26 protein-coding genes and 1 other RNA gene are annotated in these 23,527 nt (G+C 67.6%); 14 read left to right on the top strand and 13 right to left on the bottom strand.

The annotated features are described in order from the left end of the window. Window positions 1–262: 262 nt before the first annotated feature. Entirely contained in the window at window positions 263–1,870 is a 1,608-nt protein-coding gene (locus tag GBZ48_RS17765; protein WP_343049581.1) for a DUF6538 domain-containing protein, read from the bottom strand. Window positions 1,871–2,068: 198 nt separating this feature from the next. Beyond that, a complete protein-coding gene (locus GBZ48_RS17760; protein ID WP_174472221.1) occupies window positions 2,069–2,362 on the bottom strand; it encodes a hypothetical protein in 294 nt (97 codons plus the stop codon). Window positions 2,363–2,537: 175 nt separating this feature from the next. On the opposite strand from GBZ48_RS17760, the gene GBZ48_RS17755 reads away from it, so the two are divergent. After that, window positions 2,538–2,732, top strand: a complete 195-nt coding sequence (locus GBZ48_RS17755; RefSeq protein ID WP_174472220.1) for a hypothetical protein — start codon at window positions 2,538–2,540, stop codon at window positions 2,730–2,732. A gap of 78 nt (window positions 2,733–2,810) precedes the next feature. Next, window positions 2,811–3,011: a hypothetical protein gene (locus tag GBZ48_RS17750; RefSeq protein WP_174472219.1), complete on the top strand. Its 201-nt coding sequence runs from the start codon at window positions 2,811–2,813 to the stop codon at window positions 3,009–3,011. A gap of 77 nt (window positions 3,012–3,088) precedes the next feature. Here GBZ48_RS17750 and gatA read toward each other — a convergent pair whose 3' ends face one another. The 4 genes from gatA to GBZ48_RS17730 all read right to left on the bottom strand — a co-directional run bounded on the left by gatA (window position 3,089) and on the right by GBZ48_RS17730 (window position 5,926). Next, window positions 3,089–4,570: an Asp-tRNA(Asn)/Glu-tRNA(Gln) amidotransferase subunit GatA gene (gene gatA, locus GBZ48_RS17745; RefSeq protein WP_174472218.1), complete on the bottom strand. Its 1,482-nt coding sequence runs from the start codon at window positions 4,568–4,570 to the stop codon at window positions 3,089–3,091. Next, window positions 4,570–4,857: an Asp-tRNA(Asn)/Glu-tRNA(Gln) amidotransferase subunit GatC gene (gatC, locus tag GBZ48_RS17740; protein WP_174472217.1), complete on the bottom strand. Its 288-nt coding sequence runs from the start codon at window positions 4,855–4,857 to the stop codon at window positions 4,570–4,572. The genes gatA and gatC overlap by 1 nt, the downstream gene beginning before the upstream one ends. Before the next feature lie 88 nt (window positions 4,858–4,945). Further along, on the bottom strand, window positions 4,946–5,263 hold the full coding sequence (locus GBZ48_RS17735) for a hypothetical protein (protein WP_174472216.1): 318 nt from the start codon (window positions 5,261–5,263) through the stop codon (window positions 4,946–4,948). 120 nt (window positions 5,264–5,383) lie between these two features. Further along, a complete protein-coding gene (locus tag GBZ48_RS17730) occupies window positions 5,384–5,926 on the bottom strand; it encodes a GNAT family N-acetyltransferase (RefSeq protein WP_174472215.1) in 543 nt (180 codons plus the stop codon). A gap of 76 nt (window positions 5,927–6,002) precedes the next feature. Between GBZ48_RS17730 and ruvX the strand changes: the two genes are divergently transcribed. Next, the gene (ruvX, locus tag GBZ48_RS17725) at window positions 6,003–6,545 is read left to right on the top strand and encodes a Holliday junction resolvase RuvX (RefSeq protein ID WP_174472214.1); all 543 of its coding nucleotides are present in this window, start codon (window positions 6,003–6,005) and stop codon (window positions 6,543–6,545) included. Between the two features lie 23 nt (window positions 6,546–6,568). Here the strand turns inward: ruvX and GBZ48_RS17720 are convergent, their stop codons facing one another. Both GBZ48_RS17720 and thyX read right to left on the bottom strand, forming a co-directional pair. After that, window positions 6,569–7,003, bottom strand: coding sequence for a tetratricopeptide repeat protein (locus GBZ48_RS17720; RefSeq protein ID WP_174472213.1), 435 nt, complete (start codon window positions 7,001–7,003; stop codon window positions 6,569–6,571). Between the two features lie 16 nt (window positions 7,004–7,019). After that, window positions 7,020–7,961: an FAD-dependent thymidylate synthase gene (thyX, locus tag GBZ48_RS17715; protein WP_174472212.1), complete on the bottom strand. Its 942-nt coding sequence runs from the start codon at window positions 7,959–7,961 to the stop codon at window positions 7,020–7,022. Between the two features lie 120 nt (window positions 7,962–8,081). Between thyX and ssrA the strand changes: the two genes are divergently transcribed. The 3 genes from ssrA to GBZ48_RS17700 all read left to right on the top strand — a co-directional run bounded on the left by ssrA (window position 8,082) and on the right by GBZ48_RS17700 (window position 9,393). After that, window positions 8,082–8,442, top strand: a transfer-messenger RNA (tmRNA) gene (gene ssrA / locus GBZ48_RS17710). A gap of 78 nt (window positions 8,443–8,520) precedes the next feature. Beyond that, entirely contained in the window at window positions 8,521–9,018 is a 498-nt protein-coding gene (locus GBZ48_RS17705) for an SspB family protein (protein WP_174472211.1), read from the top strand. Between the two features lie 12 nt (window positions 9,019–9,030). Continuing rightward, complete coding sequence (locus tag GBZ48_RS17700) at window positions 9,031–9,393, top strand: TfoX/Sxy family protein (protein ID WP_174472210.1); 363 nt, start codon at window positions 9,031–9,033, stop codon at window positions 9,391–9,393. A gap of 37 nt (window positions 9,394–9,430) precedes the next feature. Here GBZ48_RS17700 and GBZ48_RS17695 read toward each other — a convergent pair whose 3' ends face one another. Continuing rightward, a complete protein-coding gene (locus GBZ48_RS17695; protein WP_174472209.1) occupies window positions 9,431–10,126 on the bottom strand; it encodes a COQ9 family protein in 696 nt (231 codons plus the stop codon). A 24-nt stretch (window positions 10,127–10,150) separates the two neighbouring features. Next, the gene (def, locus tag GBZ48_RS17690) at window positions 10,151–10,711 is read right to left on the bottom strand and encodes a peptide deformylase (RefSeq protein ID WP_174472208.1); all 561 of its coding nucleotides are present in this window, start codon (window positions 10,709–10,711) and stop codon (window positions 10,151–10,153) included. Window positions 10,712–10,928: 217 nt separating this feature from the next. On the opposite strand from def, the gene rpsU reads away from it, so the two are divergent. The 3 genes from rpsU (at window position 10,929) to GBZ48_RS17675 (ending at window position 14,744) form a co-directional block, all read left to right on the top strand. Then, on the top strand, window positions 10,929–11,132 hold the full coding sequence (gene rpsU / locus GBZ48_RS36290; protein ID WP_012974546.1) for a 30S ribosomal protein S21: 204 nt from the start codon (window positions 10,929–10,931) through the stop codon (window positions 11,130–11,132). A gap of 221 nt (window positions 11,133–11,353) precedes the next feature. Continuing rightward, window positions 11,354–12,187 (top strand): 3-methyl-2-oxobutanoate hydroxymethyltransferase, encoded by an 834-nt coding sequence (panB, locus tag GBZ48_RS17680; protein WP_174472207.1) that lies wholly within the window; start codon window positions 11,354–11,356, stop codon window positions 12,185–12,187. A 76-nt stretch (window positions 12,188–12,263) separates the two neighbouring features. Continuing rightward, a complete protein-coding gene (locus tag GBZ48_RS17675) occupies window positions 12,264–14,744 on the top strand; it encodes a ligase-associated DNA damage response DEXH box helicase (RefSeq protein WP_425486000.1) in 2,481 nt (826 codons plus the stop codon). 23 nt (window positions 14,745–14,767) lie between these two features. Here GBZ48_RS17675 and GBZ48_RS17670 read toward each other — a convergent pair whose 3' ends face one another. Continuing rightward, window positions 14,768–15,151: a 2Fe-2S iron-sulfur cluster-binding protein gene (locus GBZ48_RS17670; protein WP_174472205.1), complete on the bottom strand. Its 384-nt coding sequence runs from the start codon at window positions 15,149–15,151 to the stop codon at window positions 14,768–14,770. A 124-nt stretch (window positions 15,152–15,275) separates the two neighbouring features. On the opposite strand from GBZ48_RS17670, the gene pdeM reads away from it, so the two are divergent. The 4 genes from pdeM to GBZ48_RS17650 all read left to right on the top strand — a co-directional run bounded on the left by pdeM (window position 15,276) and on the right by GBZ48_RS17650 (window position 19,492). Then, window positions 15,276–16,013, top strand: coding sequence for a ligase-associated DNA damage response endonuclease PdeM (pdeM, locus tag GBZ48_RS17665; RefSeq protein WP_174472204.1), 738 nt, complete (start codon window positions 15,276–15,278; stop codon window positions 16,011–16,013). Between the two features lie 77 nt (window positions 16,014–16,090). After that, window positions 16,091–17,563: a cryptochrome/photolyase family protein gene (locus GBZ48_RS17660; protein ID WP_174472203.1), complete on the top strand. Its 1,473-nt coding sequence runs from the start codon at window positions 16,091–16,093 to the stop codon at window positions 17,561–17,563. A 277-nt stretch (window positions 17,564–17,840) separates the two neighbouring features. Then, the gene (locus GBZ48_RS17655; RefSeq protein WP_098739505.1) at window positions 17,841–18,311 is read left to right on the top strand and encodes a Fur family transcriptional regulator; all 471 of its coding nucleotides are present in this window, start codon (window positions 17,841–17,843) and stop codon (window positions 18,309–18,311) included. Continuing rightward, on the top strand, window positions 18,281–19,492 hold the full coding sequence (locus tag GBZ48_RS17650; protein ID WP_174472202.1) for a GTP-binding protein: 1,212 nt from the start codon (window positions 18,281–18,283) through the stop codon (window positions 19,490–19,492). Before GBZ48_RS17655 ends, GBZ48_RS17650 begins: the two co-directional genes overlap by 31 nt. Before the next feature lie 49 nt (window positions 19,493–19,541). On the opposite strand, the gene GBZ48_RS17645 is transcribed toward GBZ48_RS17650, so the two are convergent. Continuing rightward, window positions 19,542–21,500, bottom strand: a complete 1,959-nt coding sequence (locus GBZ48_RS17645; protein ID WP_174472201.1) for a M1 family metallopeptidase — start codon at window positions 21,498–21,500, stop codon at window positions 19,542–19,544. A gap of 94 nt (window positions 21,501–21,594) precedes the next feature. Further along, a complete protein-coding gene (locus GBZ48_RS17640; RefSeq protein WP_174472200.1) occupies window positions 21,595–22,200 on the bottom strand; it encodes a gamma-glutamylcyclotransferase in 606 nt (201 codons plus the stop codon). 121 nt (window positions 22,201–22,321) lie between these two features. Between GBZ48_RS17640 and GBZ48_RS17635 the strand changes: the two genes are divergently transcribed. Next, entirely contained in the window at window positions 22,322–23,386 is a 1,065-nt protein-coding gene (locus GBZ48_RS17635) for a DUF2125 domain-containing protein (RefSeq protein ID WP_174472199.1), read from the top strand. Window positions 23,387–23,527: the final 141 nt, after the last annotated feature.

Below are 23,527 nucleotides of genomic sequence, written 5' to 3'. Positions count from 1 at the left end.
TCAACACCCCACCCCCGGCGGCTATCCACCAGGGCAAACAGAGAATGCCAAGCTAGAGCTTAACAGTCAAGTCGCTACCCCTATCGATATGTGCCGAGCGCATCTCAACACTTCAGACTAGTATTCGCAAGCGTAAGAGACTCCCGCCACCCCCGGCCCCTACCCGAAACTCAATCTCGAAAATAGGGTTAAAGGTCAATTGCTTGGTTGTTGTTTCGACCTTGATCAAGTCCGAGTCGCTCTAAATTTCCCCCTTCGCATGTCACCCGGCGGGTTCCAGATGCGAGAGGTCAACGCCGAAATCCAGCCTCTCGATCAGGGCCAAGCGTTCGGGTGCCGAGAGTAGCTTTCCGCCATAGACTCCGTAGGTGATGCCGACGTTGACCACATGACCGGCAAGCTGCCCGCTGAGTGTTTCCGGCACCCCGGCAACCTGCAAACTGGAAATGAAGGTGTGGCGGAAGCTGTGGAACTTCAGACCGGAGCGTCCAAGCCCGACCAAGTGCCTGAAGTGGGACCACCAAGCACAGAACTTCTCGCTATAGCGCCCATCGGTACTCGGCTTTATCTCGGGCCACAGGGGACCGACGCCCTTCTTGGACACCTGTTCGTGGTGGGATAACAGGCCGAGCCGGATCAGCCGCGGATGCACAGGGACGATGCGTGTTCCTGCCGCCGTCTTCGTGTCTTCCACTGAGAAGCACCAGACGCCCTCGATCTGCCTCAGGTCCGTCACCTTCAGCTTCGCCGCCTCTTCAGCCCGCAAACCCGAATGCAGGGCAATCAGAGGCAGCCAGAACTTATGGTCCTTCACCAGAACGCCGCCGGGCCTCTCCCGCCGATCCGCCCGCCAATGGCCGGTGTAGAGCGGACAGTGAAACAGCACCTTCAGGTCTGCGGGGGTGTAGGCGTCACGGTCAGCGTCATCCGCCTTGGGCGCCAGTCCCTTCAACGGGCTGTCGATGGTGCATTTCCCTTCGATCTTCGCCCAATTGAGCATAGCGTTCACGTACTTGAAGTTCTGGATGATGGTGTTGTTCGACAACTCCATATCGGCCAGCGCATCGCGCCAGTCACGGACATCATCCCGAGTGAGGTCATCAACCGCCTTGTTGCTCAGGATTTCGGCAAACCGGGTCAGCTTCGGCTTCGTGTTGGTGAGGGTGCGGCCCTTCCATTCCCCATCCCTGACCTTCGCTTCGGCGTAGACTTCCACCAACTCCGCCAGCGCCATGGATTGGGGTGTGCGATCAACCGGCGGGGCTGCGGCAATCGCCGCGGGCGGCAGGGCGAACAGCGGATCACGGGCGGGGTGCCCGTAGTCGCCCACCCGCCGGGCCTTGGTCTGGTTCAGCAACTCCACCTGTGCCCGAAGGAGGGTGCGGCAAAACCGCCCATAGGCATCGCTTGCCCGATCCACCGACAGCCCGCCTGCGGCCAAGAGTTCATCGGCCACAACCTCAATCTGCCTGTAGTCGTTGACGGCCAGCGCCTCCCGGCTGTCCCCGATCAGGTCGGACAAGAGCGTCAAATCGGCCTGGATCGGCTCAATCTCGGGATCGGGGGCGGCATAGAGGGTTTCCCCTGCCCTGACCTTCTCCAAGTCGCGTTCCGCCGAGTCGAGTTCCTTTGCCAGCCAATCGCGGGCAATGGCGTTGATCCTGTCAGTGGTGAGGGCGGTATCGGTCATGGCGCTGGCGAACAACCTGTCGGCAACCGCGGTCAGCCTCCGTCCCCTGACGATGGCCGTGGCGCGATCCTTGGTCCGCAGGGACACCACCAGTTCCCGCTTAACAAACCGCGAACGCAGGCCCTCTGGCACCTTGCGCCGCCACCTGAACCCATCGCCCCGACGTTGGACATGAAGCACTGGATGCCCTCACTCACGGGCGCCGACAGGCCGTTCCGGTGTACCTCCCCGGTGTACCTGCGGGCGCGGCTTAAGCCGTGAAGTGAGAAAAATCCAATGATTTCAGGACCATGCCGCACCCGATCGAGTACAAGATGTACTACTCGGTCTGATGTTGCCTCGCGGCGTCCGGCAACGGGCGCCGCGGTTGGTCACGCATCATTCGAAAGCCGCTCCCGGTTCGCGCCGGGGGCGGTTTTGTTTTTGGGCCTGCTCGGTCCAGGCGCCGACATCCGGTGGCGCGCACCCCCTGCGCTCCGCGCAGTCCGCCTTCGCACAGGTGCAGGCGGGGAACTGGCAGCCGTCGCCGTTCAGGTCGGTTGCCCGCACCGCAAGGTCATAGCGCACACCGCGCATGATGGCCGGTCCGGCGGTGCTGTGGCGCTCGTAATGCTCCACAACATGGCGGACGCGGGTGAGCAGTTCGCGCCGTTGATCGTGTCCTGGATCCATGCTTCCGCCCCCAATCGCCATGATTGCCGACATCTACAGGGACGCTGGAAAGCCCTCTCCTGTTCCGCCATCCAAGCGCAGTACGGCGCATGGGCGAGGAGAGAGGGCAGGAATGATGCAGCCGTCCGGCTGTTGCCACTGCAGTGATCAAGTTGGCTGACCAAGACGGGAGAGCATGATGGACCGCGATAAGCTGCGCCGTGTCGCCAAGGCGCTGGGCGACGTCCGCCTTTACGAAAAGCATCACACCGGCGAACTCATCACCATGCGCCTGCGCGACTCCCTGGCCGACAACCCCGGCTATGACGAGGAGGAGGTGGACAGGAAACTGCTGGAACTGGCGCGGGTGGCGCTGGAGGCTGCGGAATAGCGGGACCGGGGGGGGTGACGATGCGACGGATGGCCTGTTGGTGGGGATGAACCGAGCCGACAGAAGGAGCAAGCCAGCATGGCCGACGAGAAGACGTCCGATATACCGCAGAATGACCGGTCCGGCAGCGACCGTCCGGCAAACAAGCCGGTCCCGGTGAAGCCGGCGGTCGAACCGATGAGCGACAAGGACGAAGCGCCGCCGGGCACGCCGGGGACGGGCGAGAACATCGATCCGAAAACCGGCGAGACCTATGTGCAGGGTATCGGCGGCGCATAAGGGCCTCAGCCACCCCCATTCCAAACGAAAAGGGCCGGCTCGCAGGAGCCGGCCCTTTCGCTGTCAAGACGCCCGCGTCACGCCACGAAGGGCGGAACGGCGCTAAAGTTGGCGGCCTTCTCGACGACCTGACCAACGCGCAGCAGCGTCTCCTCGTCGAACGGGCGGCCGATCAGCTGGAGGCCGAGCGGCAGACCGTCGGCACCGAGACCGGCCGGGACCGACATCGCCGGCAGGCCGGCGAGGTTGATCGGAACGGTGAAGACGTCGTTCAGGTACATCTGCACCGGATCGTCCATCTTCTCGCCGATGGCGAAGGGCGTGCTGGGGGCGGTCGGCGTCAGGATAACGTCGCAGCTCTTGAACGCCTCGTCGAAGTCCCACTTGATGCGCGTGCGCACCTGACGGGCCTTGTTGTAGTAGGCGTCGTAATAGCCGGCCGACAGCACATAGGTGCCGATCAGGATGCGGCGCTGCACTTCCTTGCCGAAGCCGGCGCCGCGGGTGTTCTCGTACATTTCCTTGAGGTTGCCGCCCTCGACCCGCAGGCCGTAGCGCACGCCGTCATAGCGCGCGAGGTTGGACGACGCCTCGGCCGGAGCGATGATGTAATAGGCGGCCAGCGCGTATTTGGTGTGCGGCAGGCTGACCTCGACCGGCTCGGCGCCGGCCTCCTTCAGCCAGGCGATGCCCTGCTCCCACAGCGCGGCGATCTCGGCCGACAGGCCCTCGACACGGTATTCCTTGGGAATGCCGACGCGCAGGCCGCGGATGTCGCCGGTCAGGGCGGCGCGGAAGTCCGGCACCGGCATATCGACCGAGGTGGAGTCCTTCGGATCGAACCCGCACATGGAGCGCAGCATGATCGCCGCATCCTCGACCGTGCGGGTCATCGGCCCGGCCTGGTCCAGCGAGGAGGCGTAGGCGACGATGCCCCAACGCGAGCAGCGGCCGTAGGTCGGCTTGATGCCGACGGTGCCGGTGTAGCCGGCCGGCTGGCGGATCGAGCCGCCGGTGTCGGTGCCGGTGGCACCCAGCGCTGCACGCGCGGCGATCACCGCGGCGGACCCGCCCGATGAACCGCCGGCGACGATCTTCTTTTCCCAGGCACCCGGCGCGCCGGGGCTCCACGGGCTGACCGTCTCGCCCTGATGGGCGGTGATGGTGGCGGAGCCCATGGCGAACTCGTCCAGGTTCACCTTGCCCAGCATGACGGCGCCGTCGCGCCACAGCTGGGAGGTCACCGTGGACTCATATTCCGGCTTGAAGCCGTCCAGGATGTGGCTGCCGGCGGTGGTGGCAACGCCCTTGGTGCAGAACAGATCCTTCACCGCGATGGGCAAGCCGTCCATCGGACCGGCGGCACCCTGCGCACGGCGCTCGTCGCTGGCCTTCGCCATCGACAGGGCGGCGTCGGGGGTCTCGGTGATGAAGATGTTGAAGGGGCGCACGGCCTCGACCGCGCGCACATGCGCCTCGGTCAGCTCGACCGCGGTGAACTCCTTCTTGGCGAGGCCGTCCAGGGCCTCGGCCATCGTCAGATGCGTGAGCGCCGTCATCACTCGACCACCTTGGGCACGACAAAGAAGCCTTCGGCCGTTTCCGGACCGTTCGACAGGACCTGCGCGGCATAGCCGCCGTCGGTGACCTCGTCCTTGCGGCGGCGCAGCTTCTGCGCGGCGACGCTGGTCATCGGCGGCACGTCCTTCGTGTCGACCTCGTTGAGCTGTTCCACGAAGGTCAGAATCTGGCTCAGTTCCCCAGCCAGGGCTTCCAGTTCCTCGTCCGGCACCTTGATGCGGGCCAGATGCGCGATCTTGGCCACCGTGGCCTTGTCGAGCGACATGCCTCTACTCTCTTCCAAAACATTGGAAATCGGCCGCGAAGCTAGCACCCGCCGGCTTCATCCGCAACGATTGCGGCCATTCCGCCGCTCAGAAGGCGCCGGCATCGCCTTTCGCAAGCCCGGCGGCCAGCGCCAGCGGGCATCCGCAGGATGGGCATTGGGTGCGCTGCAACGCCTCCACCACCCGCGCGTCAGGGAAAAGAACCCCCAGCGTCGTCTCCACCGCGGCGATCTGACGCTTGTGGTCGGCGCTGGCGCCGCAGGCGGCATCCAGCATGGCGCCGTAATCCGAACTGGATTGCGCGGTGATCGCCTTCGCCCCACCGGCGGCAAACAGCCCGGCACCGCCGGCGACAAGTCCGGCCAGCACCGCACGCCGGTTCGCATCCGCGCCCAATTTGCTCATCCGTCCGCTCCGTCGATGGTTCGGGCCGCGCGTCCGATGAGGCAGCCGCGTCCACAGGCGACCGACTATACGCCTGATGTCCCGTCCCGCCAGCGGCCGTATCATTAAATATCAGGAAGGTCAGGCGGCGATGGGGGCGGCCGAACGCCAGCTGGCGTGATCCATACGCAGCTTGAACAGCGCGATCGGCTGGCCCGACGGCATCACCCGCGTCTCCAGCGCGACGGGCATCATGCCCAGCTTGGCATAGAGCAGAAGGGCCGGCGTGTTGGTGTTGAAGCAGTAGAGCGTCAGTTCAGGCAGGCGGTGATGGTCGAAAGCGCGATCGATCATCGTCCGCACCAGATATTCGGCGATGCCGCGCCGGCGCAGGGCCGGATCGACACTGACATTGCCGATGCTGGCGGTGCGGCCATCCTCGAAGGTGGCGTAGTTGGCATAGCCGACCACACGCTCCCGCCCGTTCTCCGCCAGGGTGGCGACCGTGGGATCGCGGCGGATGCCCAGCGTCGCCCGGATCTGATCCGGGGTCAACGGCCAGACCGCTCGCGGGAACAGGAAATACAGTTCCTCGGCCGTGCGGGGGAAACCGCAGATCGTGGGGATGTCGGCGTCGGCAAGCGGCCGGTGCGACAGGAGGGCATGGGAGAGAGGGCTGCTCATACTTAGAAGAGTAAGTATCTTTAACAACAACTCAAGCGATCTTGCGGTGACAAGGCTGCGGCCCTATGGTCGGGCGATGATCCACACTCTCTCCGAACTCGCGGCCCGGCTGGGCAAAAACCAACGATTGCTTGGCCTTGACGTAGGCACCAAGACCGTCGGGCTGGCGGTGGCCGATCCCGGGCTGATCGTCGCATCCCCCATCGGCACGCTGAAGCGCACGAAATTCACCCAGGACGCACGCGAGCTGGGCAAGACCATCCGCGATTACAGCATCGGCGGGCTGGTGGTCGGATTGCCGCTGAACATGGACGGGACGGAAGGACCGCGTGCCGAGTCGGTGCGCGCCTTCGCCAAGAACCTGCTGGAACGCCCAGACCTGCTGGGCTGGGAGGCGGAGATCGCCTTCTGGGACGAGCGTCTGTCGACCTCGGCCGTCGAACGCTTCATGATCGGCGAGGCCGACATGACCCGGAAGCGCCGCGACGAGGTGGTGGACAAGATGGCCGCCGCCTACATCCTGCAGGGCGCGCTCGACATGCTGGCCAACCAGCGCCGTCTCGCCGCCGAAGCGGACGAGGACGAGCGGGACGACGAAGACTACGACGACCGCGACTGACCGCGGCCCCGGCAACGGTCCGGTCAGGCTTGGCGTTCGGGCTGAAGCAGTGCGGCACGACGCAGCAGCTTGGACGGGTCGACGCCCTGCACCAACATCAGGGCGCTTGCCTTGACGAAAGCAGCCGGCGTGCCGGGGGCGAGCGCAAGCGCGCGGCAGTAACAGCCCTCCGCCAGATCGGCATGGCCGGCAGCGGCCAGCGTCTCCGCCGCTGCCAGCAGGCCATTCATCGCCATGGCGAGATCGCCATCGAGGTTCAGCGCTCCGGCGAATGCCTGAACCGCCCCCGGCAAGTCCCCCTGGCTTTCCAGAACCAGCCCGTAGGTGGCCCACCAGACGGGAACGCCCGGACGGGCGGAGATGGCTTGGGCGATCAGCTCCTGCGCCTCGACCCAGCGGCCGGCCTGCGCGGCGATCAGGCCTTGGCGATAGATGCTTTCGGCCTGATCCGGCGTCATCGTCCTGGTTCCCCTCTTACGACTCGCTGCGGCCGAGCTGGTCCATCAGCTCGCGCCATTCGCGCTTGGACAGGCCGCTGGCCTCCTGGGTCACCGGCTCACCGGCCAGCAGGCGCTTCACCACGTCCAGGCCGGTCCGCGACAGGTGGGCGCCGCCCATGCGGTACTCGGTGAAGGACTCGTAGACCGCCGGGACCCAACGCTTCACCACGTCCAGCATCGCGTCGGCATAGACACGGATCTCATACTGGGCATGAGCATCGGCGCGCAGCGACAGGAAATGCAGGAGATTGTGGAGATCCACCTTCCAGTACCACTGCGTGTAATAGTTCAGCGACAGGTTCATCCGCGCCAGTTCGCGCGCCAGCCCCTGGCGGTTGGGATCGATGACCGTGCCGTCCTCGCGGTGGTTCAGCATCTCCTCATAATGGCTGTAGGCGCGTTCGGAATCCTCGCGCAACAGCCGCATGACGTTGGCGGCCTCCTCACCCTCCAGCACGTCGCCGCGGCCCTGGCGGTTCACCACGGCCTGGGCGCCCAGCTGCTCCGGCGCCGGCACGTAGAACTCGCGGTCGAGGATGGAATAGCGGGCCGAATATTCGTTCACGTTCGCGGTGCGGTGGCGGATCCACTGGCGGGCGACGAAGATCGGCAGCTTCACATGGAACTTGATCTCGCACATCTCGAACGGGGTCGAGTGGCGGTGGCGCATCAGATACTTGATGAGGCCGGAATCCTCGCTGACCTTCTTGGTGCCCTTGCCATAGGACACGCGCGCCGCCTGCACGACCGCAGCATCGTCGCCCATATAGTCGATGACGCGGACGAAGCCGTGGTCCAGCACCTCCAGCGGCTGATAGAGGATGTCCTCCAGGGCCGGGACGGTGGCGCGGCGGGTGGTGGCGGTGACGGCGCGCAGGCGATCGATTTCGTCGCGCTGCTCGGGCGTGATCGGCATGGTGACTCCGGGGCTGCAACGGCCGGACTCTTAAGCAGTGCGGGACGAGGGTGCAAGCCGCCTTTCTGGAATGCGTCCTACCCGCGTCACCGCAACGCATTTGGCGATTACGTCACACAAGCCCTTCCCTTGCCGGGCGGGAGTGCCTATATTCGCGACGTCGGTTCGCCGACTATGGCGATAAACGCCTTGTGGAATAAGCGTTGTGGACCCGGGGGCGGTACCCGGCGCCTCCACCAACCATACACCGGACTCGTTGACCGGGGTCGTTGGGGGCGAAACAGGATCGACACGCGTAGTAAAGGCATGGTTTTCGCTCGGCATGGTTCCGCCGTTATCGGGCCGTTGCAATAGTTGCCAACGACAACGTTGCTCAGGCTCGCCTCGCTGCCTAACGGCGGCTGGTAGCCTAAACCTAATCCCCGAGGGTTAGCGCCTAAGGGTGGGGCCGTGGGCCGCCTAGCAACAGAAGGCCCACACCTCTCTTCCCGGCGTTTCGTACCGGCCTTTGCCGCAGCGGGCCGCCAGACCGACCGCGTTACCAGGGACCCGCCCAAGCATGCCGAAAGAGCAGCTCCGCTATGACCGGATGGTCGAGACCGCGTTGCGCGGCGTTGTCCGCGACGCGCTGACCGAGGTTGCCGAGCGCGGCTTGCCGGGCAATCACCATTTCTACCTGACCTTCCGCACCGGCTTCCCCGGTGTCGAGATCCCGGATTACCTGTCCTCGCAGTATCCGAACGAAATGACCATCGTCCTCCAGTTCCAATATTACGGGCTGGACGTGACGGACGATCATTTCGAGGTCACGCTGAGCTTCAACAACGTGCATGAGCGGCTGGTGATCCCCTTCGCCGCCATCACCACCTTCGCCGACCCGTCGGTGAACTTCGCCCTCCAGTTCCAGCCGCTGGCCGCCGCCGAATCGGCGGAGGTCGCCACAATGCCGCCCCGCGCCGCCGCCGAGCGTGTGGAGGAGAAGGCAGAGGAAAGCGCCCCGGCCGAAGAGCCGAAGCGTGGCGAGGTCGTGGCCCTGGACGCTTTTCGTAAGAAGTAACTTTCCGAACAGATGCCCGCCCAGCCGCCCAGTGAGTATGTCGCGACACTCTGCGAGATGTTGGCGCCGCTGGGCGACGTGCGTGTGCGCCGCATGTTCGGCGGCTACGGCCTGTCCATCGACGGGCTGACCTTCGCGCTGATCGCCGACGAAATTCTCTATTTCAAGGCGGATGACGTGAACCGCGTGTCCTTTGCGGAGCTGGGCCTGGAGCCCTTCCGGCCGATGCCGGACAAACCCACCACCCTGTCCTACTACCCACCTCCCGATTCGGCGTTCGACGACCGCGATGAACTGCTGCCCTGGGCCCGGTCGGGGTTCGAGGCGGCGCTGCGGGCCGCGGCGAAGAAAGCCGCAAAGGCGAAGCGGACATAAGGCGCCCTCTCCCGCGTCGGGAGAGGGCGTATTCTCGTCAGATATTCTCGGCCATGTGGACCGTCGCGTTGCTCGCCTGGGCGCCGGTGGTGCGCTGGCGCATCTGGCGGGCGAAACGCAAGGGATTGGGAAGGAAGTTCAGCATCGAGCCGAGCTTGCCGACCGACGAGGTCGCCTTGCCCACCGCCATCACGTCGGCCAGACGGCGGTCGATGAAGGCGCGGGTCTCGGCATGGTCGTCCGACTTGTCGTCCAGCCAATAGAAGGTGGACGAGCTGACCACCGCCGCCAGCAGCGCCCGCTTGGTGTAGTGGTTGTAGTCGGTCGAACTGTCGCCGGCGGCGAACCACATGGCATCGACCGTGCGGTAAAGCAGCCGCAGGCCGAGCGCCACATTCTGCGGCATGGCCAGATAGGACAGCTGTCGGCGCTTGGCCTCGCGATACGGTTCCAGCACCTCGAAATAGGTGCGGACAGCCAGCGAGATGCGCTCGCGCACCTTCATTTCTGCCAGCGGCTGGGCCTCCAGTCGGTCGAGCATCTGGCGGTCGGACCAGTCGGCGAAATACTCCACCGCATCGGTGACGCCGCCGGGGAAGGCGCGCAGCAGCGCCGACGGCTCATGCCCCGCCATCTGGGTGCCGTCGCGCAGGGACTGCAGGCTCCAGCCGTCGAAAACGACGTTGGGCAGGCTCGCCACCAGGATTTCGTCGCGAAGCGTGTCGATGCTCATAGCCAACTCTCCCTGCGCCGGCCCTCAGGTCCGGGACGGCGCGTCGGTGTCAAGAGTCGCCGCGACCAGCGCGGCGTTGAGGTGATGCATCTCCTCGGTGCAGACCAGGAGCTGCAGATTTTCCATGCGATCAAGATAGAGCACACCGTCCAGGTGGTCGACCTCGTGCTGGACCACGCGGGCATGGAAACCCGACGCCTCCCGCTCGATCCGGGCGCCGTCGAGGCCATAGCCGCGGTAGCGGATGCGCTTGTAGCGCGGCACCAGCCCACGCAGGCCCGGAATCGACAGGCAGCCTTCCCAACCCAGAACCTTTTCGTCGGTCAGCGGCTCGATCACCGGATTGACCAGGACGGTGTTGGCCACCTCCTCCCCCTCGCCGCGGTCGGCGGGAACGCGAAAGACGATGATCCGGCGCGGCTCGGAGATCTGCGGAGCGGCGAGACCGACTCCGGGCGCGTCCAGCATGGTGGCGATCATGTCGGCCGCCAGCCGGGCGACTGCCGGATCGGTCGGGTCGGCGATGGGCTCCGCGATCTTGCGGAGTACGGGATTGCCCATCCGGGCGATTGGAAGCACTGGCATGCCGCTATATCTGGAGTGTGGGCACGGCCGGGGCAACCGTTTCCTGTGGTTCCCAACAGGGCTTATGGCCGGGCTTATGCTGGGGAACCGAAGACTCCCCCTTCACAAAGGCGGTGGAGCGTGCTACACACTGCGCCCACACAAGGGGTGCGCCCGCCGCGCATGCCTATTTGTTGCCTTGGCGCAACATGCTTCACTTGGAAGGGTGACGGTTAACGTGCAAGTTCTGGTCCGAGATAACAACGTCGATCAGGCCCTCCGCGCGCTCAAGAAGAAGATGCAGCGCGAGGGCATTTTCCGTGAAATGAAGCTCCGCCGTAACTACGAGAAGCCCTCGGAGAAGCGTGCGCGTGAGAAGGCTGAAGCGGTGCGTCGCACCCGCAAGCTGCTCCGCAAGCGGATGGAACGCGAGGGCTACTAATCGCCGGTCGCGCTTAGCGACTGCGAAGGGCGCGTGTGATGCGCGCCCAAGACCCCTTGTGTCTTGCACCCGACCGTCCCGCGAACCTCGCGTGGGCGGTTTTGGTGTATCTGCATCATTTTTCTTGGCTCGACTGTGCGTCGGCCAAGCGTATTGAATGGTCAGCGAGCTGGACTGCCCCCCCTTCGGCCCGCTACAGCCAGCCTTGGAAAGGCCCGATCATGAGCGCTTCCAACCTCACCACCCGCCATTCGGTTCCGGCGCTACGCGCCCGCAAGGGGGGCGAACCCATTGTCTGCCTGACCGCCTACACCGCCCCGGTGGCCCGGCTGCTCGATCCGCATGTCGACATCCTGCTGGTCGGCGATTCGCTAGGCATGGTGGTCTATGGGCTGGACAGCACGCTTCCGGTGACGCTGGACATGATGATCGCCCATGGCGCCGCCGTGGTGCGCGCGTCGGAGCGCGCCTGCGTGGTGGTCGACCTGCCCTTCGGCAGCTATCAGGAGAGCAAGGAGGCGGCCTTCCGCGCCTCCGCCCGCGTGATGGCGGAGACCGGCGCCCAGGCGGTCAAGCTGGAGGGCGGCATCGAGATGGCCGAGACGGTCGCCTTCCTGACCGCCCGCGGCATTCCGGTGATGGGTCATGTCGGTCTGACGCCGCAATCCGTGAACACGCTGGGTGGCTACAAGGCGGTCGGCCGCGATGCCGAGGCGGCGGAGCGGATCGTTGCCGACGCCCGCGCCATTTCCGAGGCCGGTGCCTTCACCCTGGTGATCGAAGGGACGATGGAGGCGCTGGCCCGCCGCATCACCGAAGAGGTGGCGGTCCCCACCATCGGCATCGGCGGCTCGCCGGCCTGCGACGGTCAGGTCCTGGTCACCGACGACATGCTGGGGCTGTTCGGCGCCTTTCAGCCGAAATTCGTCAAGCGCTACGCCAATCTGGGCGAGACGGTCAGCGAGGCCGCCGCGACCTACGCTGCCGAAGTGCGGGCCCGCGCCTTCCCCGGACCGGAGCATTGCTTCGGCATGAAGAAGGCGGCGGCGGTCTAACTCCCCCTACTTCGTTCTTTCTACGTTCCAGGCGTTCCGGTACAGTCCGGCCGCCATGGATGCATCTCCCCCCGCCTTGATCCCGCCCAACGTCGCCGCGTGGTTCCGGTCGCGCGGCTGGGCACCCCACCCGCATCAGGTCGCGATGGTGGAGGCAGCCGAACGGGGCGAAAGCGCGCTGCTGATCGCGCCGACCGGCGGGGGCAAGACGCTGGCCGGCTTCCTTCCCTCGCTGATCGAGCTGGCGGAACGGCCGCGCGAGGGGCTGCACACGCTCTATATCTCACCACTGAAGGCGCTGGCGGTCGACATCCAGCGCAATCTGGAACAGCCGATCGCCGAGATGCGGCTGCCGATCCGGGCGGAGAACCGCACCGGCGACACGCCGGAGGCCAAGCGTCGGCGCCAGCGCACCCATCCGCCACACATGCTGATGACGACACCGGAAAGCCTGGCGCTGCTGCTGTCCTATACCGACGCCGACAAGCTGTTCCGCAATCTCCGCTGCGTCATCATCGACGAACTGCACGCCCTGGCCGGCACCAAGCGCGGCGACCTGCTGGCGCTTGGGCTGGCGCGGCTGTCGCGGCTCGCCCCCGCCGCCCGCCGGGTCGGGCTGTCCGCCACGGTGGCGGAACCGAAGCGGCTGCTGGCCTGGCTGTCGCGCCGTGGCCGGCATGACGACAGCGATTCCGACGACGTGCGCCTCGTGCTGGGCCGCAGTGGCGCCCAAGCGGAGGTCGAGATCCTGACCTCGCAGGAACGGGTGCCCTGGGCCGGTCACATGGCGATGCACGCCATGAAGGAGATCTACGAACGCGTCCGCCGCCAGCGCACCACCCTGCTTTTCGTCAACACCCGTGCCCAGGCCGAACTGGTGTTCCAGGCGCTGTGGCGGGTCAACGACGACAATCTGCCCATCGCGCTGCACCACGGCTCGCTGGCGGTGGAGCAGCGCCGCAAGGTCGAGGGCGCCATGGCCCGTGGCGAGTTGCGGGCGGTGGTCGCGACCTCCTCGCTCGATCTCGGCATCGACTGGGCGGCGGTCGATCTGGTGGTGCAGATCGGCGCGCCAAAGGGGTCGAGCCGGCTGGTCCAGCGCATCGGCCGCGCCAACCACCGGCTGGACGAGCCGAGCCGCGCCCTGCTGGTCCCCGCCAACCGCTTCGAGGTGCTGGAGTGCCGCGCCGCGCTGGAGGCGGTGCACGACCATACGCTGGACGGCGAGGCGCCGCGGCCAGGCGGGCTCGACGTCCTGTCCCAGCATTTGCTCGGCATGGCCTGCGCCGCCCCCTTCATGCCCGACGAGCTGTATGAGGAGGTGGTCTCCGCCGCTCCCTATGCCGCGATGACGCGCGACGAGTTCGACGACGTGCTGGATTTCGTCACCACCGGCGGCTACGCGCTCGGCGCCTATGACCGGTTTCAGCGTCTGAAGCTGCGGGAGGATGGCCGGATGGCGGTGGCCGGCCCGGCGGTGGCGCGCCAGTACCGCATGAATGTCGGCACCATCACCCAGGAGGCGCTGCTGCGCGTCCGCCTGAACCGCGGTCCGGTGCTGGGTGAGGTGGAGGAGTATTTCATCCAGGGCCTGACGCCCAGCGACACCTTTCTCTTCGCCGGCCAGCTGTTGAAATTCCTCGGCGTGCGCGAGATGGAGGCCCAGGTCGCCAAGGGCGGGACCGGCGATCCGAAGGTTCCCGCCTATGCCGGCGGGCGGCTGCCGCTGTCCACCCATCTGGCCGAGCGCGTGCGCGCCATGCTGGCCGATCCGCGCCAGTGGGACGGCTTGCCGGAGGATGTGCAGGAATGGCTGCGGCTTCAGCGCTACCGCTCCGTCCTGCCCAACCGCGACGGGCTGCTGGTCGAAACCTTCCCCAAGGCGGGAAAGCAGTTCCTCGTCGCCTACGCCTTCGAGGGGCGCAATGCCCACCAGACGCTGGGCATGCTGCTGACCCGGCGGATGGAACGGTTCGGCCTTGGGCCGCTGGGCTTCGTCGCCACCGACTATGTGCTAGCGGTATGGTCCTTGCGCTCGCCGACGGATATGGACGCGCTGTTCGACCAGGACATGCTGGGCGACGATCTGGAAGCCTGGATGGACGAATCGTCGATGCTGCGGCGGACCTTCCGCAATGTGGCACTGATCGCCGGGGTGATCGACCGCCGCCATCCGGGACAGGAAAAGACCGGGCGGCAGGTCACTTTCTCCTCCGACCTGATCTATGACGTGCTGCGCAAGCACGACCCCGGCCATGTGCTGCTGCGGGCAACGCGGGCCGATGCCGCCGGCGGGCTGACCGACATCCGCCGCCTGTCCGATTTCCTGGCGCGGGTGCGCGGGCGCATCACCCACAAGGACCTCGACCGCATCTCGCCGCTGGCAGTGCCGGTGATCCTGGAGATCGGCCGCGAGCCCGTGGACGGCAGCGCCACCGACGAACTGCTCGCCGCCGCCGAGGCCGAACTGCTGGCCGAGGCGATGCCGGAACTGGCTCCGCCGCGGCCCGCGAAAGCGGAAACGGGGCGCCCGCAGCAGGGACGGTTGTCGTTGTGACACCGCCCCATGCCGACCGCAGGTTACTTGCGCAGTTCCGGCTCCACGCCCGGTTCGCCGCTGAACTCGACAAGGATGGTCTCGTCGCGGACGATGAACTGGCAGGCCAGGCGGTAGGGCGGCGGACGGTGGGCGTTCTCCGCCGCCTCCAACAGGTTCCGGTTCAGCTTGCCGTTGACGGACAGGGTGACTTTCTCCTTTTCGGCCAGGTCGATGGCCATCGGAGCCTTCCCGTCGAGATAACTCACCTTGACGAGGCAGGACCCGCACTCGCCGTCCTGGCACTGGAACGGGATCGGAATGTCGTGCTTCTTCGCCAGCGCCAGCAAAGTACCGGTATCGCCGGCGACCGCGTAAATGGTCATGTCCTTGGGCATGTTCAGGCCGGTAAACGTCACTGTGGCCATGGGTATCCTCCGGGTATGGTTGTGATCCGCCATGCCTCCACGGCGGCGGACCGTCCGGCTGCAAACATCATGCCCATAATTTTTCCATGGATATTGGCCGCTTCCGATGAACGCCGGTAAACGAATGTTGTCAGCTTCCTCCCAAGCTCACGGCTCCGGCTGTCAGGGCGATGACAGCCGCGCCGCAGTGACCTTCCGCGGTGCCGATCTGCTGGCCGATCCGTCGGGCGCGCTGCTGTGGCCGGCGGAGGGCATCCTCGCCGTCGCCGACCTGCATCTGGAGAAGGGGTCCGCCTTTGCCGCGCGCGGCCGAATGCTGCCGCCGTACGATACGCGGGCGACGCTGGACCGGCTGGCCGGGCTGATCGCAATGGTGCGGCCCGCGCGCGTGCTGTGCCTGGGCGACAGCTTCCACGACCGCCGGGCGGCGGACCGGATGGACCCGGCGGACGTCGGGCGGCTGCGTGCCCTGACCGACGCCGTTTCCGACTGGGTGTGGATCACCGGCAACCACGACCCCGAACCGCCGCAGGGCTTCGGCGGCCGGGTGGTGGAAGAACTGTCCATCGGCCCGCTGACCTTCCGGCACGAGGCCGAGCCGGGGGCCGTCGGCGAGCTGTCGGGCCACCTGCATCCGGCCGCCGCGGTGGCGCTCGCCGGGCGGCGGGTGCGCGAGCGCTGCTTCGCCCATGACGGGGCCAAGCTGATCCTGCCGGCCTTCGGCAGCTTCACCGGCGGGCTGAATGTGCTGGACGCCGCCTTCGACGGGCTGCTGGCGCCGGGGTTCGAAGTGCTGATGACGGCGCGCGGCCGGGTCTACCGCTTCCCCTGCGCCCGTTTGTCGCCGGACCGCGCGCGCTGACTCTGCCGAATGCTCTGGCCGAAGCATGAGCGCAGCCTATATCGGGTGGTCCGGAGACGTCCAACCGAGCGCTGTGCATGTCCGCCTCTCCCATCATCGTCTGGTTCCGCAACGACCTGCGCCTTGCCGACAACCCGGCGCTGACCGCCGCCGCCCAGGCTTCGGTGGAACGCGGCGCGCCGGTCATCCCGCTCTACATCCTGGAAGAGGATACCGGCGATCCCTGGCCGCTGGGCGGGGCGCAGCGCTGGTGGCTGCATGGCAGCCTGGAGCGGCTCGCCACCTGCTGCGCCCACCATGGCTCGCCATTGCTGCTGCGCCGGGGCGAGCCGGGGGCGGTGCTGGAAAAGCTGATCGCGGAAACCGGTGCGGAATGTGTGCTGTGGAACCGCCGCTACGCCCCCGCCCAGACCGCCCGCGACGCGACGATCAAGGAACGGCTGAAGGCACGCGGTGTCGATGCGCGCAGCTTCAATGCCGGCCTGCTGGCCGAACCCTGGACCGTCAAGAACAAGAGCGGCGGTCCGTTCAAGGTCTTCACCCCCTTCTGGCGCCACCTGTCGGCCACACTCGACCCGCCGCTGCCGACCCGCGCCCCCGCTGCGCTGAAGACACCGAAATCCGCGCCGGCCAGTGACACGCTCGAAAGCTGGGACCTGTTGCCGACCAAGCCCGACTGGGCCGCGGGCATGCGCAAGCGCTGGGTGCCGGGGGAGACGGCTGCGCGGTCGCGCCTCGCCGATTTCCTCGACGGGCCGGTCGGGGTCTATGGGACGGAGCGCGACCGGCCGGACCATCCCGGCACGTCCACCCTGTCGCCTTATCTCGCCTTCGGAGAGATCGGGCCACGGCAGGTCTGGCACGCCGCCCGCCATGCCGCCGACGCACGGCCGGAACTGGCGCCCGGCGTCGAGGTCTTCCTGCGCGAGATCGGCTGGCGCGAGTTCCAGCACCACCTGCTGCACCATGCGCCGGAGCTTCCCGACAGCCCGCTCGACCGCCGCTTCGCCGACTTCCCCTGGCGCGAGGACGCGGCCGGCCTGCGGGCCTGGCAACGCGGGCGTACCGGCTATCCCATCGTCGATGCCGGCATGCGCCAGCTGTGGGAAACCGGCTGGATGCACAACCGGGTGCGGATGATTGTCGCCTCCTTCCTGATCAAGGATCTGCTGCTGCCCTGGCAGGAGGGGGAGCGCTGGTTCTGGGACACGCTGGTCGACGGCGATCTGGCCCAGAATGCCGGCAACTGGCAGTGGGTGGCCGGCTGCGGCGCCGACGCCGCTCCCTTCTTCCGCGTCTTCAATCCCGTCCTGCAGGGCGAGAAATTCGATCCGGAGGGGGATTACGTGCGCCGCTACGTGCCCGAACTCAACCGGCTGCCGCCGCGCTGGATCCACCAGCCATGGGCGGCGCCGACCGAGGTTCTGCGGCAGGCCGGCGTCCGGTTGGACGACGATTACCCGCGCCCGATCCTCGACCATGCCGTTGCGCGCGACCGGGCGCTGGCCCTCTACAACGAGCGCAAGGGGAAGGTGGAGACGGCCGACTGACGGGCAATCTTCATCGAACGGTAACCGGCACGCCCGCAAACGGTCATGCCGGACCGCTATCGTACGAAAAGCGGCCCGGTGCGGCCGCCCTGCCCGTCCCCAATGGGTCAGCGAGAAGGACGGCGACCCCTGCCCCGCGGTCGCGTCACGTCCCGGCTCTTGAAAAAGACGGCCCCAAGAAAAACAATCGCCACTCGGCAAGGCGGCTCCTCCCCCGGGGCCGCCTTTTCCCTTGGCCGGGTTGCAACGGCCGGCAGAGCGTTATAAAGTAACACCCATGTCCGCGCTTCATGACCACACCCACTGTATCGCAGATGCCCTGACCCGTGCCGACGCGCTGTGCGCCGAACGGGGGGCGCGGCTGACCGCGCTGCGCCGCCGTGTGCTGGAGCTGGTATGGTCCAGCCACCGGCCGCGCGGCGCCTATGCGATCCTGGAGGATCTCAGCCAGCAGGAGGGCAAGGCGGCGGCACCGCTGACCGTCTACCGCGCGCTGGAGTTCCTGGTCGAACAGGGGCTGGTCCACCGCATCGAATCGCTGAACGCCTATGTCGGCTGTGCAGCACCAGGGGATGTCCATTCCGGGCAGTTCCTGGTGTGCGAGGCCTGCGGCGACGCCGCCGAGATCGACGATCCGGGTGTCGGCGCCGCCATTGACGCCGCGGCGGCCGGGCGCGGCTTCCGTGTCCAGCGCCCCACCGTCGAGGTGCGCGGCCTGTGCAAATCCTGTCAGGAGAATCCCCGTTGAGCGCTCCCGCCGCCCCTCCCGCCCGTCTTCCCGTCTCGGTGCTGACCGGCTTCCTCGGCAGCGGCAAGACCACGCTGCTCCAGGCCCTGCTGCGCAACCCGGCCATGGCCCGCACCGCCATCGTCATCAACGAGTTCGGCGAGGTCGGGCTCGACCATCTTCTGGTCGCCAAGGCGTCGGAGAATATGGTGCTGATGGACAGCGGCTGCCTGTGCTGCACCATCCGCGGTGATCTGGTCGACACGCTGCGCGACCTGTTCCTGAAGCGGGTGAAGGGAGAAATCCCCGATTTCGACCGGGTGGTGGTGGAGACGACCGGCCTCGCCGACCCGGCGCCGATCATCCACACCCTGATGTCGGACCCGCTACTGGCCGCCCGCTTCCGCCTGGACGGCGTCATCGCCACGGTCGATGCGGCGCACGGCTCGCTCCAGCTCGACCGCCAGCCGGAAAGCGTCAAGCAGGCCGCCGTCGCCGACCGCATCGTGCTGACCAAGACCGACGTCGCCACCCCGGCGGCGACCGTCGCCCTGATGCAGCGCCTCGCCGCCATCAACCCGGCCGCCCCGGTCATTCCCGCCGCCCATGGCGATATCGATCCGGCCAAGCTGTTCGACGCCGGTCTCTACAATCCGGAGACCAAGAGCCCTGACGTCGCCCGCTGGCTGCGCGAGGAAGCCTATCGCGACGAGCAGGCCAAGGCGCACGGGCATCATGACCATGGGCATCACGACCACGGGCACGAGCATCACGACCATGACCACCATGGGCACGATCACGGCCATCACCACGAACACGACCATGGCGACCATTGCGGTCCCGACTGCGGCCATGAGCATCATCACCATGACGCCAATCGCCATGACGACCACATCCGCGCCTTCTGCATGGTGATCGACCGGCCGATTCCCTGGAACGGCTTCGTCGATTTCATGGAGGCGCTGATCGCCCAGGCCGGCGAGAACCTGCTGCGGGTGAAGGGACTGCTGAACGTTCAGGAAAGCGATCTGCCCGTGGTCGTCCACGGCGTCCAGCACATGTTCCACCCGCCGGTCCGGCTGGAGGATTGGCCCAGCGACGACCACCGCACCAAGCTGGTCTTCATCACCCGCGACGTCGGTCAGACGGTGATCGAGCCGCTGTTCAACGGGCTGGTCTGGGGCGAAGGGAAAGAAGGCTAAGGTCGAAGGCGGGGCGCCACATTTGCCGCATGTGTGGCGTCCGCTCCCTCTACCGACCCACCACCCGGCGCAGCGGGCTGTCACCGGCAGCCCACACCCCGCGGTCCACCGCCTTCGCTCCCTCGAACACCAGCCAGCTTTGCCGTCCGTAATGCGGCAGCGGCCGGAGCAGCGCGCGCAGTGCCTCGGCATCGGCGCCCGACACCACCAGGGCCGTCCGCCCGTCCGCCGCACGCGACACCCACACCCTGGCACTGCCACGCCCAGCGAGTTCCGCTGGAACCGGGGACAGCCCCCGCCGCGCCAACTCCCGTGCCACCGCAGCGTCGGTCCCCACCAGTAGCACCGGTGCAGCCTTGTCGCCGCCCTCTTTCCCGGCACCGTCGATCAGCCGGCCGGTCAGCGCCCGTGCCGCCTCTGCCGCGTCACCATCCGCAGCGATCACCCGCTCGGCACCCGGCTGCAGGGTAACGTCGCGCAGGATCGGCGGCGCCTCTCCCGGCGCCAGACGGCGGAACAGGTCGAAGTCGGGATCGACCGACACAGCCCTTACCGCCGCTTTGGCGGGCAGCCGCAGCGTCGCCTGCCAGCCGTCGAGGCGGACGACGCGGTCCTCCACTCCGGCCGCCGTCTCCAGCCGCACCGGCACCGCCAGGGCATAGGGCGCATCGGCCTCCTGCCGCAGGGTCAGCAGCACACCGTCCCCATCGGCGTGGGCATCCGCCAGGGTCAGCATCGGCGCGCCCCGCCGCTCCACCCATTGGCCGAACAGCCCGCCGAGGTCGCGGCCGGACGCAGCCTCGAAGGATCGGCGCAGGTCGGACCAGCCGGCAGTGCGGAAGGCAAAGCCGCTCCAGAATTTCCGGATGCCGGCGTCGAAGGCCTCGCGGCCGATCTCCGCCTCCAGCATGTGGAACAGCATCGCCGCCTTGCCGTAGCCGACGATCTGCGAGGCATCGTGCGTCTTGGACAGGAAGTCGGTCAGCGGCCGGTCGCGCTCGGCCGGCAGAGCGGCATAGTCGCGCAGCCAGTCGAGCCGCATCGCCCGCGCCGCGTCGGCGCCGCGCGCCTGGGCCGCCGCATAGTCGGCCATATAGGTGGTCAGCCCCTCCGCCCAATTGCCGCCCTCGCCCACCCGGACACCGTTGCCCCACCAGTTGTGCATGATCTCGTGGGTCAGCGACTGGCTGCGGATGAAGGGCAGCGGCAGCACCGCCCGGCCGATCGTGGTCAGGCCGGGGAAGCCCAGCCCGACCGGGGGCGGAACCGAGACGATGCTGAAGCCGTCGAAGGGATAGGCACCGATGCGGGCCGCCCCCGCCGTGATCGCCTGCTCCGACAGGCCGAGATAGCCGTCGGCCAGCCCGGTCTGCTCCGGATGGCGGTAGAGTCGCAGGCGCAAGGGTCCGGCCGGCCGCTCCTCCACCGTCCAGGCGCCAGCGAAGACCGAGGGTTCCTCGACGCTGCGATCCTCCGCGAACACCGCGCGGTAGCCGCCGGCTTCGTTCCCCTCCTCCACCAGCCGGCCGGTGGCGACCGCGACATAGGGGGCCGGCACCCGCACCGACAGGCGCCAGCTCGGCGGCTCGTCGGCGGCCGAGGCCGGATCGGGCAGCCAGCCGCCCAGCCCCGGCAGGAAGGCGCCTTCGCCATCAAGCGCCAGACCGGTCCCGGCGGCAAAGCCCGGCAGCCGCCCGCCATAGCGGATGGTCACCGCCTCCGCTCCCTCCGGCACCACCAGCCGCAGACGGTCGCCGCGGCGGTCCACCGGAACCGGCCTGTCGCCGGCTCGGACCTCCTGCACCGTCAGCGCCGGGTCAAGCCGCAGGGACTGGGCACCGGCCGGCAGGGTCAGCCGGTCCACCGCCTCCATGCGTCCGGCAGCCGGATCGAGCGTCAGGTCGATGTCGTGATGCAGCGGTGCGGCGCCGGCCGGGGCGATCACGCCCAGGGCAAGTGCCGCTCCCGCGAAGGCCAGAGCCGGGATGCGCAGGATCGTCATGCCCATGAAGATGCTCGCCCCGACAACGGAGCGCCAGCGCGGCGTCACACCGCCCAAATGTTGTTGAAAATGCCGTCCGCCTTCCTGAACGACCGCCGGATCACCCCGGAACGCCACGCACCCGGTCATACAGCTTCGACAGCCGGGCGTCGCAGATGCCAAGCTCCTTCAAATGCTCGACCGTGTTGGCGAGGTAGTCGATGTTGGGGCCGCGCTGGCCGCAGCAGTCGGCGATGCGGCAGACGACCGACGCCTCGTCCAGACCGCGGCAATATTGCGGATGGCTGCGGTCGACGATGAAGCAGCAGGCACTGACCGACTTCCCCCCTTCAACAGCCCCGCCATCGCGCAGGCGCACACGCAGCATCCTCGGCAGATAGACGCGGTTGTCCATCTCCCGCTCCCACAGGTAATCGAGCGTAGCCGGCACATCGGCCGCCGCCACCCGGAAGACGATGCCGCGGCAGGATCCGCCGCGGTCCAGCCCCAGCACCAGCCCCGGCCGTTCCGGCGTCCCGCGGTAGCGGTGGGAGGCGACGCAGAAGCTGCGATGGTATCCCGGCAGGGTCGCCGCGTGCCGCTCCACAAAGGGGAAACCGGGGTTCCACATCAGCGAGCCATAACCGAAGACCCACAGGTCGGCGCCGGGCTCGACGGCGATGTCGTGTGTCCAGGCGGGATGCGGAAGCGATGAGTCGGGGGCCATTGAGGGTCGCTGAGGAAGATCGCTGGGGAAAATTCGCAGGAAAAACGAAACCGAACCGGCAGCCACCGAGCCTAGCATGCAGGTTCCCGGGTCGCTATAACGGTACGGAGATGGAACGGACATGCCACCGATGCAACCCAACGCCCTTTCTCCCACGCCACGCCGCCTGCTGACCGGCCGCCGGATCGCGACCATCCTCGCGCTGATGATGGTGCTGCTGCCGGCCGTGGCCTATTCGCTGTGGTGGTGGCAGGCGGCCCGCACCGTGCGCGACGGGCTGGAGAACTGGGTCGCCGACCAGCGCGCCAACGGCGCGGTGGTGGAGCATGGCGGACTGACCATCCATGGCTTCCCCCTCACCCTGCGGGCGGAACTGGACAAGCCTCATCTGGCCACGCGCGGCGCCGAGTGGCAGGGCGCGCGTCTGGTGGCGGAGGCCGCCCCCTGGAACCCCACCCGCATCGCGCTCACCTTTCCCGGCGAACATCGCCTGTCCGTCGTCCAGCCCGGCCAGCCACCGGTCGACATCCTGGCTCCGAATGGCGGAAGCGGCGACCTGACCATGCGGATGTCGGGCACGCTGGAACGGCTCGCCCTGCGCTTCACCGGCCTGACCGCACAGGTCGCGGGCCAGACGGTACCGGTCGCCGCGCTGGACATCGGCGCCGCCCAGCCGGAGCAGCCGCCGGCCGAACGCGGGACCGCCGGCCTGACCCTGACGCTGACCGCCGACGGGCTGACCCTGCCCGACGGCATGCCGCCGAACCTGGGCCGCGAGGTGAAGCGGACCGAGCTGACCCTGCGCGTCATGGGAACCCCACCGCGGCCGGAGCCGGCCAGCCTGTCGGCCTGGAGCCGCGACGGCGGCACGGTCGAGGTCGACCGGCTGGCGCTGGACTGGGGGCCGCTGGGGGCGGTGCTGTCGGGCACGCTGGCGCTGGACGCCCAGTTGCAGCCTCAGGCGGCGCTAACCGCGGAAATCCGCGGCGCCCCCGCGGTTCTCGATGCGGTGAAGCCGATGATGCGCCCGAACGAGGCGGCCATCGCCAGGACCGTCCTGACCATGCTGGCCCGTCCGACCGGCCCGAACGGCGAGCCGGTGGTCACCGCCCCGGTCACCGTACAGGACCGATCCCTGTTCGTCGGACCGCTGCGCGTCGCCGCCCTGCCCAAACTCGTCTGGTGACAAAAACGGGGCAGACCCTGTCCGAACGGCGGAAATGCAACACCTGCCGGGGCGCATGACGGTTCCGTGACCGGCGGATCTTGTTTCACACGGCGCATCGGGTCAAATTGACGCAGTCCTTGTCGCGGCTGCCATGGTGCG

It is taken from the genome of Azospirillum melinis (genome assembly GCF_013340935.1).
Taxonomy (GTDB): Bacteria; Pseudomonadota; Alphaproteobacteria; order Azospirillales; family Azospirillaceae; genus Azospirillum; species Azospirillum melinis.
Note: the sequence above shows the minus strand (reverse complement) of the source record. Positions and strands in the feature narration are given on the sequence as shown.

Excerpts from the sequence above, each read along its gene's own strand:
- GBZ48_RS17635 (WP_174472199.1), top strand. The coding sequence starts at position 22,322 with ATGCCACCGATGCAACCCAACGCCCTTTCTCCCACGCCACGCCGCCTG.
- GBZ48_RS17655 (WP_098739505.1), top strand. The coding sequence starts at position 17,841 with ATGTCCGCGCTTCATGACCACACCCACTGTATCGCAGATGCCCTGACC.
- GBZ48_RS17695 (WP_174472209.1), bottom strand. The coding sequence starts at position 10,126 with ATGAGCATCGACACGCTTCGCGACGAAATCCTGGTGGCGAGCCTGCCC.
- GBZ48_RS17755 (WP_174472220.1), top strand. The coding sequence starts at position 2,538 with ATGATGGACCGCGATAAGCTGCGCCGTGTCGCCAAGGCGCTGGGCGAC.
- GBZ48_RS17705 (WP_174472211.1), top strand. The coding sequence starts at position 8,521 with ATGCCGAAAGAGCAGCTCCGCTATGACCGGATGGTCGAGACCGCGTTG.
- gatA (WP_174472218.1), bottom strand. The coding sequence starts at position 4,570 with ATGACGGCGCTCACGCATCTGACGATGGCCGAGGCCCTGGACGGCCTC.
- GBZ48_RS17660 (WP_174472203.1), top strand. The coding sequence starts at position 16,091 with ATGTCCGCCTCTCCCATCATCGTCTGGTTCCGCAACGACCTGCGCCTT.
- GBZ48_RS17735 (WP_174472216.1), bottom strand. The coding sequence starts at position 5,263 with ATGAGCAAATTGGGCGCGGATGCGAACCGGCGTGCGGTGCTGGCCGGA.
- GBZ48_RS17760 (WP_174472221.1), bottom strand. The coding sequence starts at position 2,362 with ATGGATCCAGGACACGATCAACGGCGCGAACTGCTCACCCGCGTCCGC.
- thyX (WP_174472212.1), bottom strand. The coding sequence starts at position 7,961 with ATGCCGATCACGCCCGAGCAGCGCGACGAAATCGATCGCCTGCGCGCC.
- GBZ48_RS17640 (WP_174472200.1), bottom strand. The coding sequence starts at position 22,200 with ATGGCCCCCGACTCATCGCTTCCGCATCCCGCCTGGACACACGACATC.
- GBZ48_RS17670 (WP_174472205.1), bottom strand. The coding sequence starts at position 15,151 with ATGGCCACAGTGACGTTTACCGGCCTGAACATGCCCAAGGACATGACC.
- def (WP_174472208.1), bottom strand. The coding sequence starts at position 10,711 with ATGCCAGTGCTTCCAATCGCCCGGATGGGCAATCCCGTACTCCGCAAG.
- gatC (WP_174472217.1), bottom strand. The coding sequence starts at position 4,857 with ATGTCGCTCGACAAGGCCACGGTGGCCAAGATCGCGCATCTGGCCCGC.
- GBZ48_RS17730 (WP_174472215.1), bottom strand. The coding sequence starts at position 5,926 with ATGAGCAGCCCTCTCTCCCATGCCCTCCTGTCGCACCGGCCGCTTGCC.
- GBZ48_RS17645 (WP_174472201.1), bottom strand. The coding sequence starts at position 21,500 with ATGGGCATGACGATCCTGCGCATCCCGGCTCTGGCCTTCGCGGGAGCG.
- panB (WP_174472207.1), top strand. The coding sequence starts at position 11,354 with ATGAGCGCTTCCAACCTCACCACCCGCCATTCGGTTCCGGCGCTACGC.
- GBZ48_RS17750 (WP_174472219.1), top strand. The coding sequence starts at position 2,811 with ATGGCCGACGAGAAGACGTCCGATATACCGCAGAATGACCGGTCCGGC.
- pdeM (WP_174472204.1), top strand. The coding sequence starts at position 15,276 with ATGTTGTCAGCTTCCTCCCAAGCTCACGGCTCCGGCTGTCAGGGCGAT.
- GBZ48_RS17700 (WP_174472210.1), top strand. The coding sequence starts at position 9,031 with ATGCCCGCCCAGCCGCCCAGTGAGTATGTCGCGACACTCTGCGAGATG.
- GBZ48_RS17720 (WP_174472213.1), bottom strand. The coding sequence starts at position 7,003 with ATGACGCCGGATCAGGCCGAAAGCATCTATCGCCAAGGCCTGATCGCC.
- ruvX (WP_174472214.1), top strand. The coding sequence starts at position 6,003 with ATGATCCACACTCTCTCCGAACTCGCGGCCCGGCTGGGCAAAAACCAA.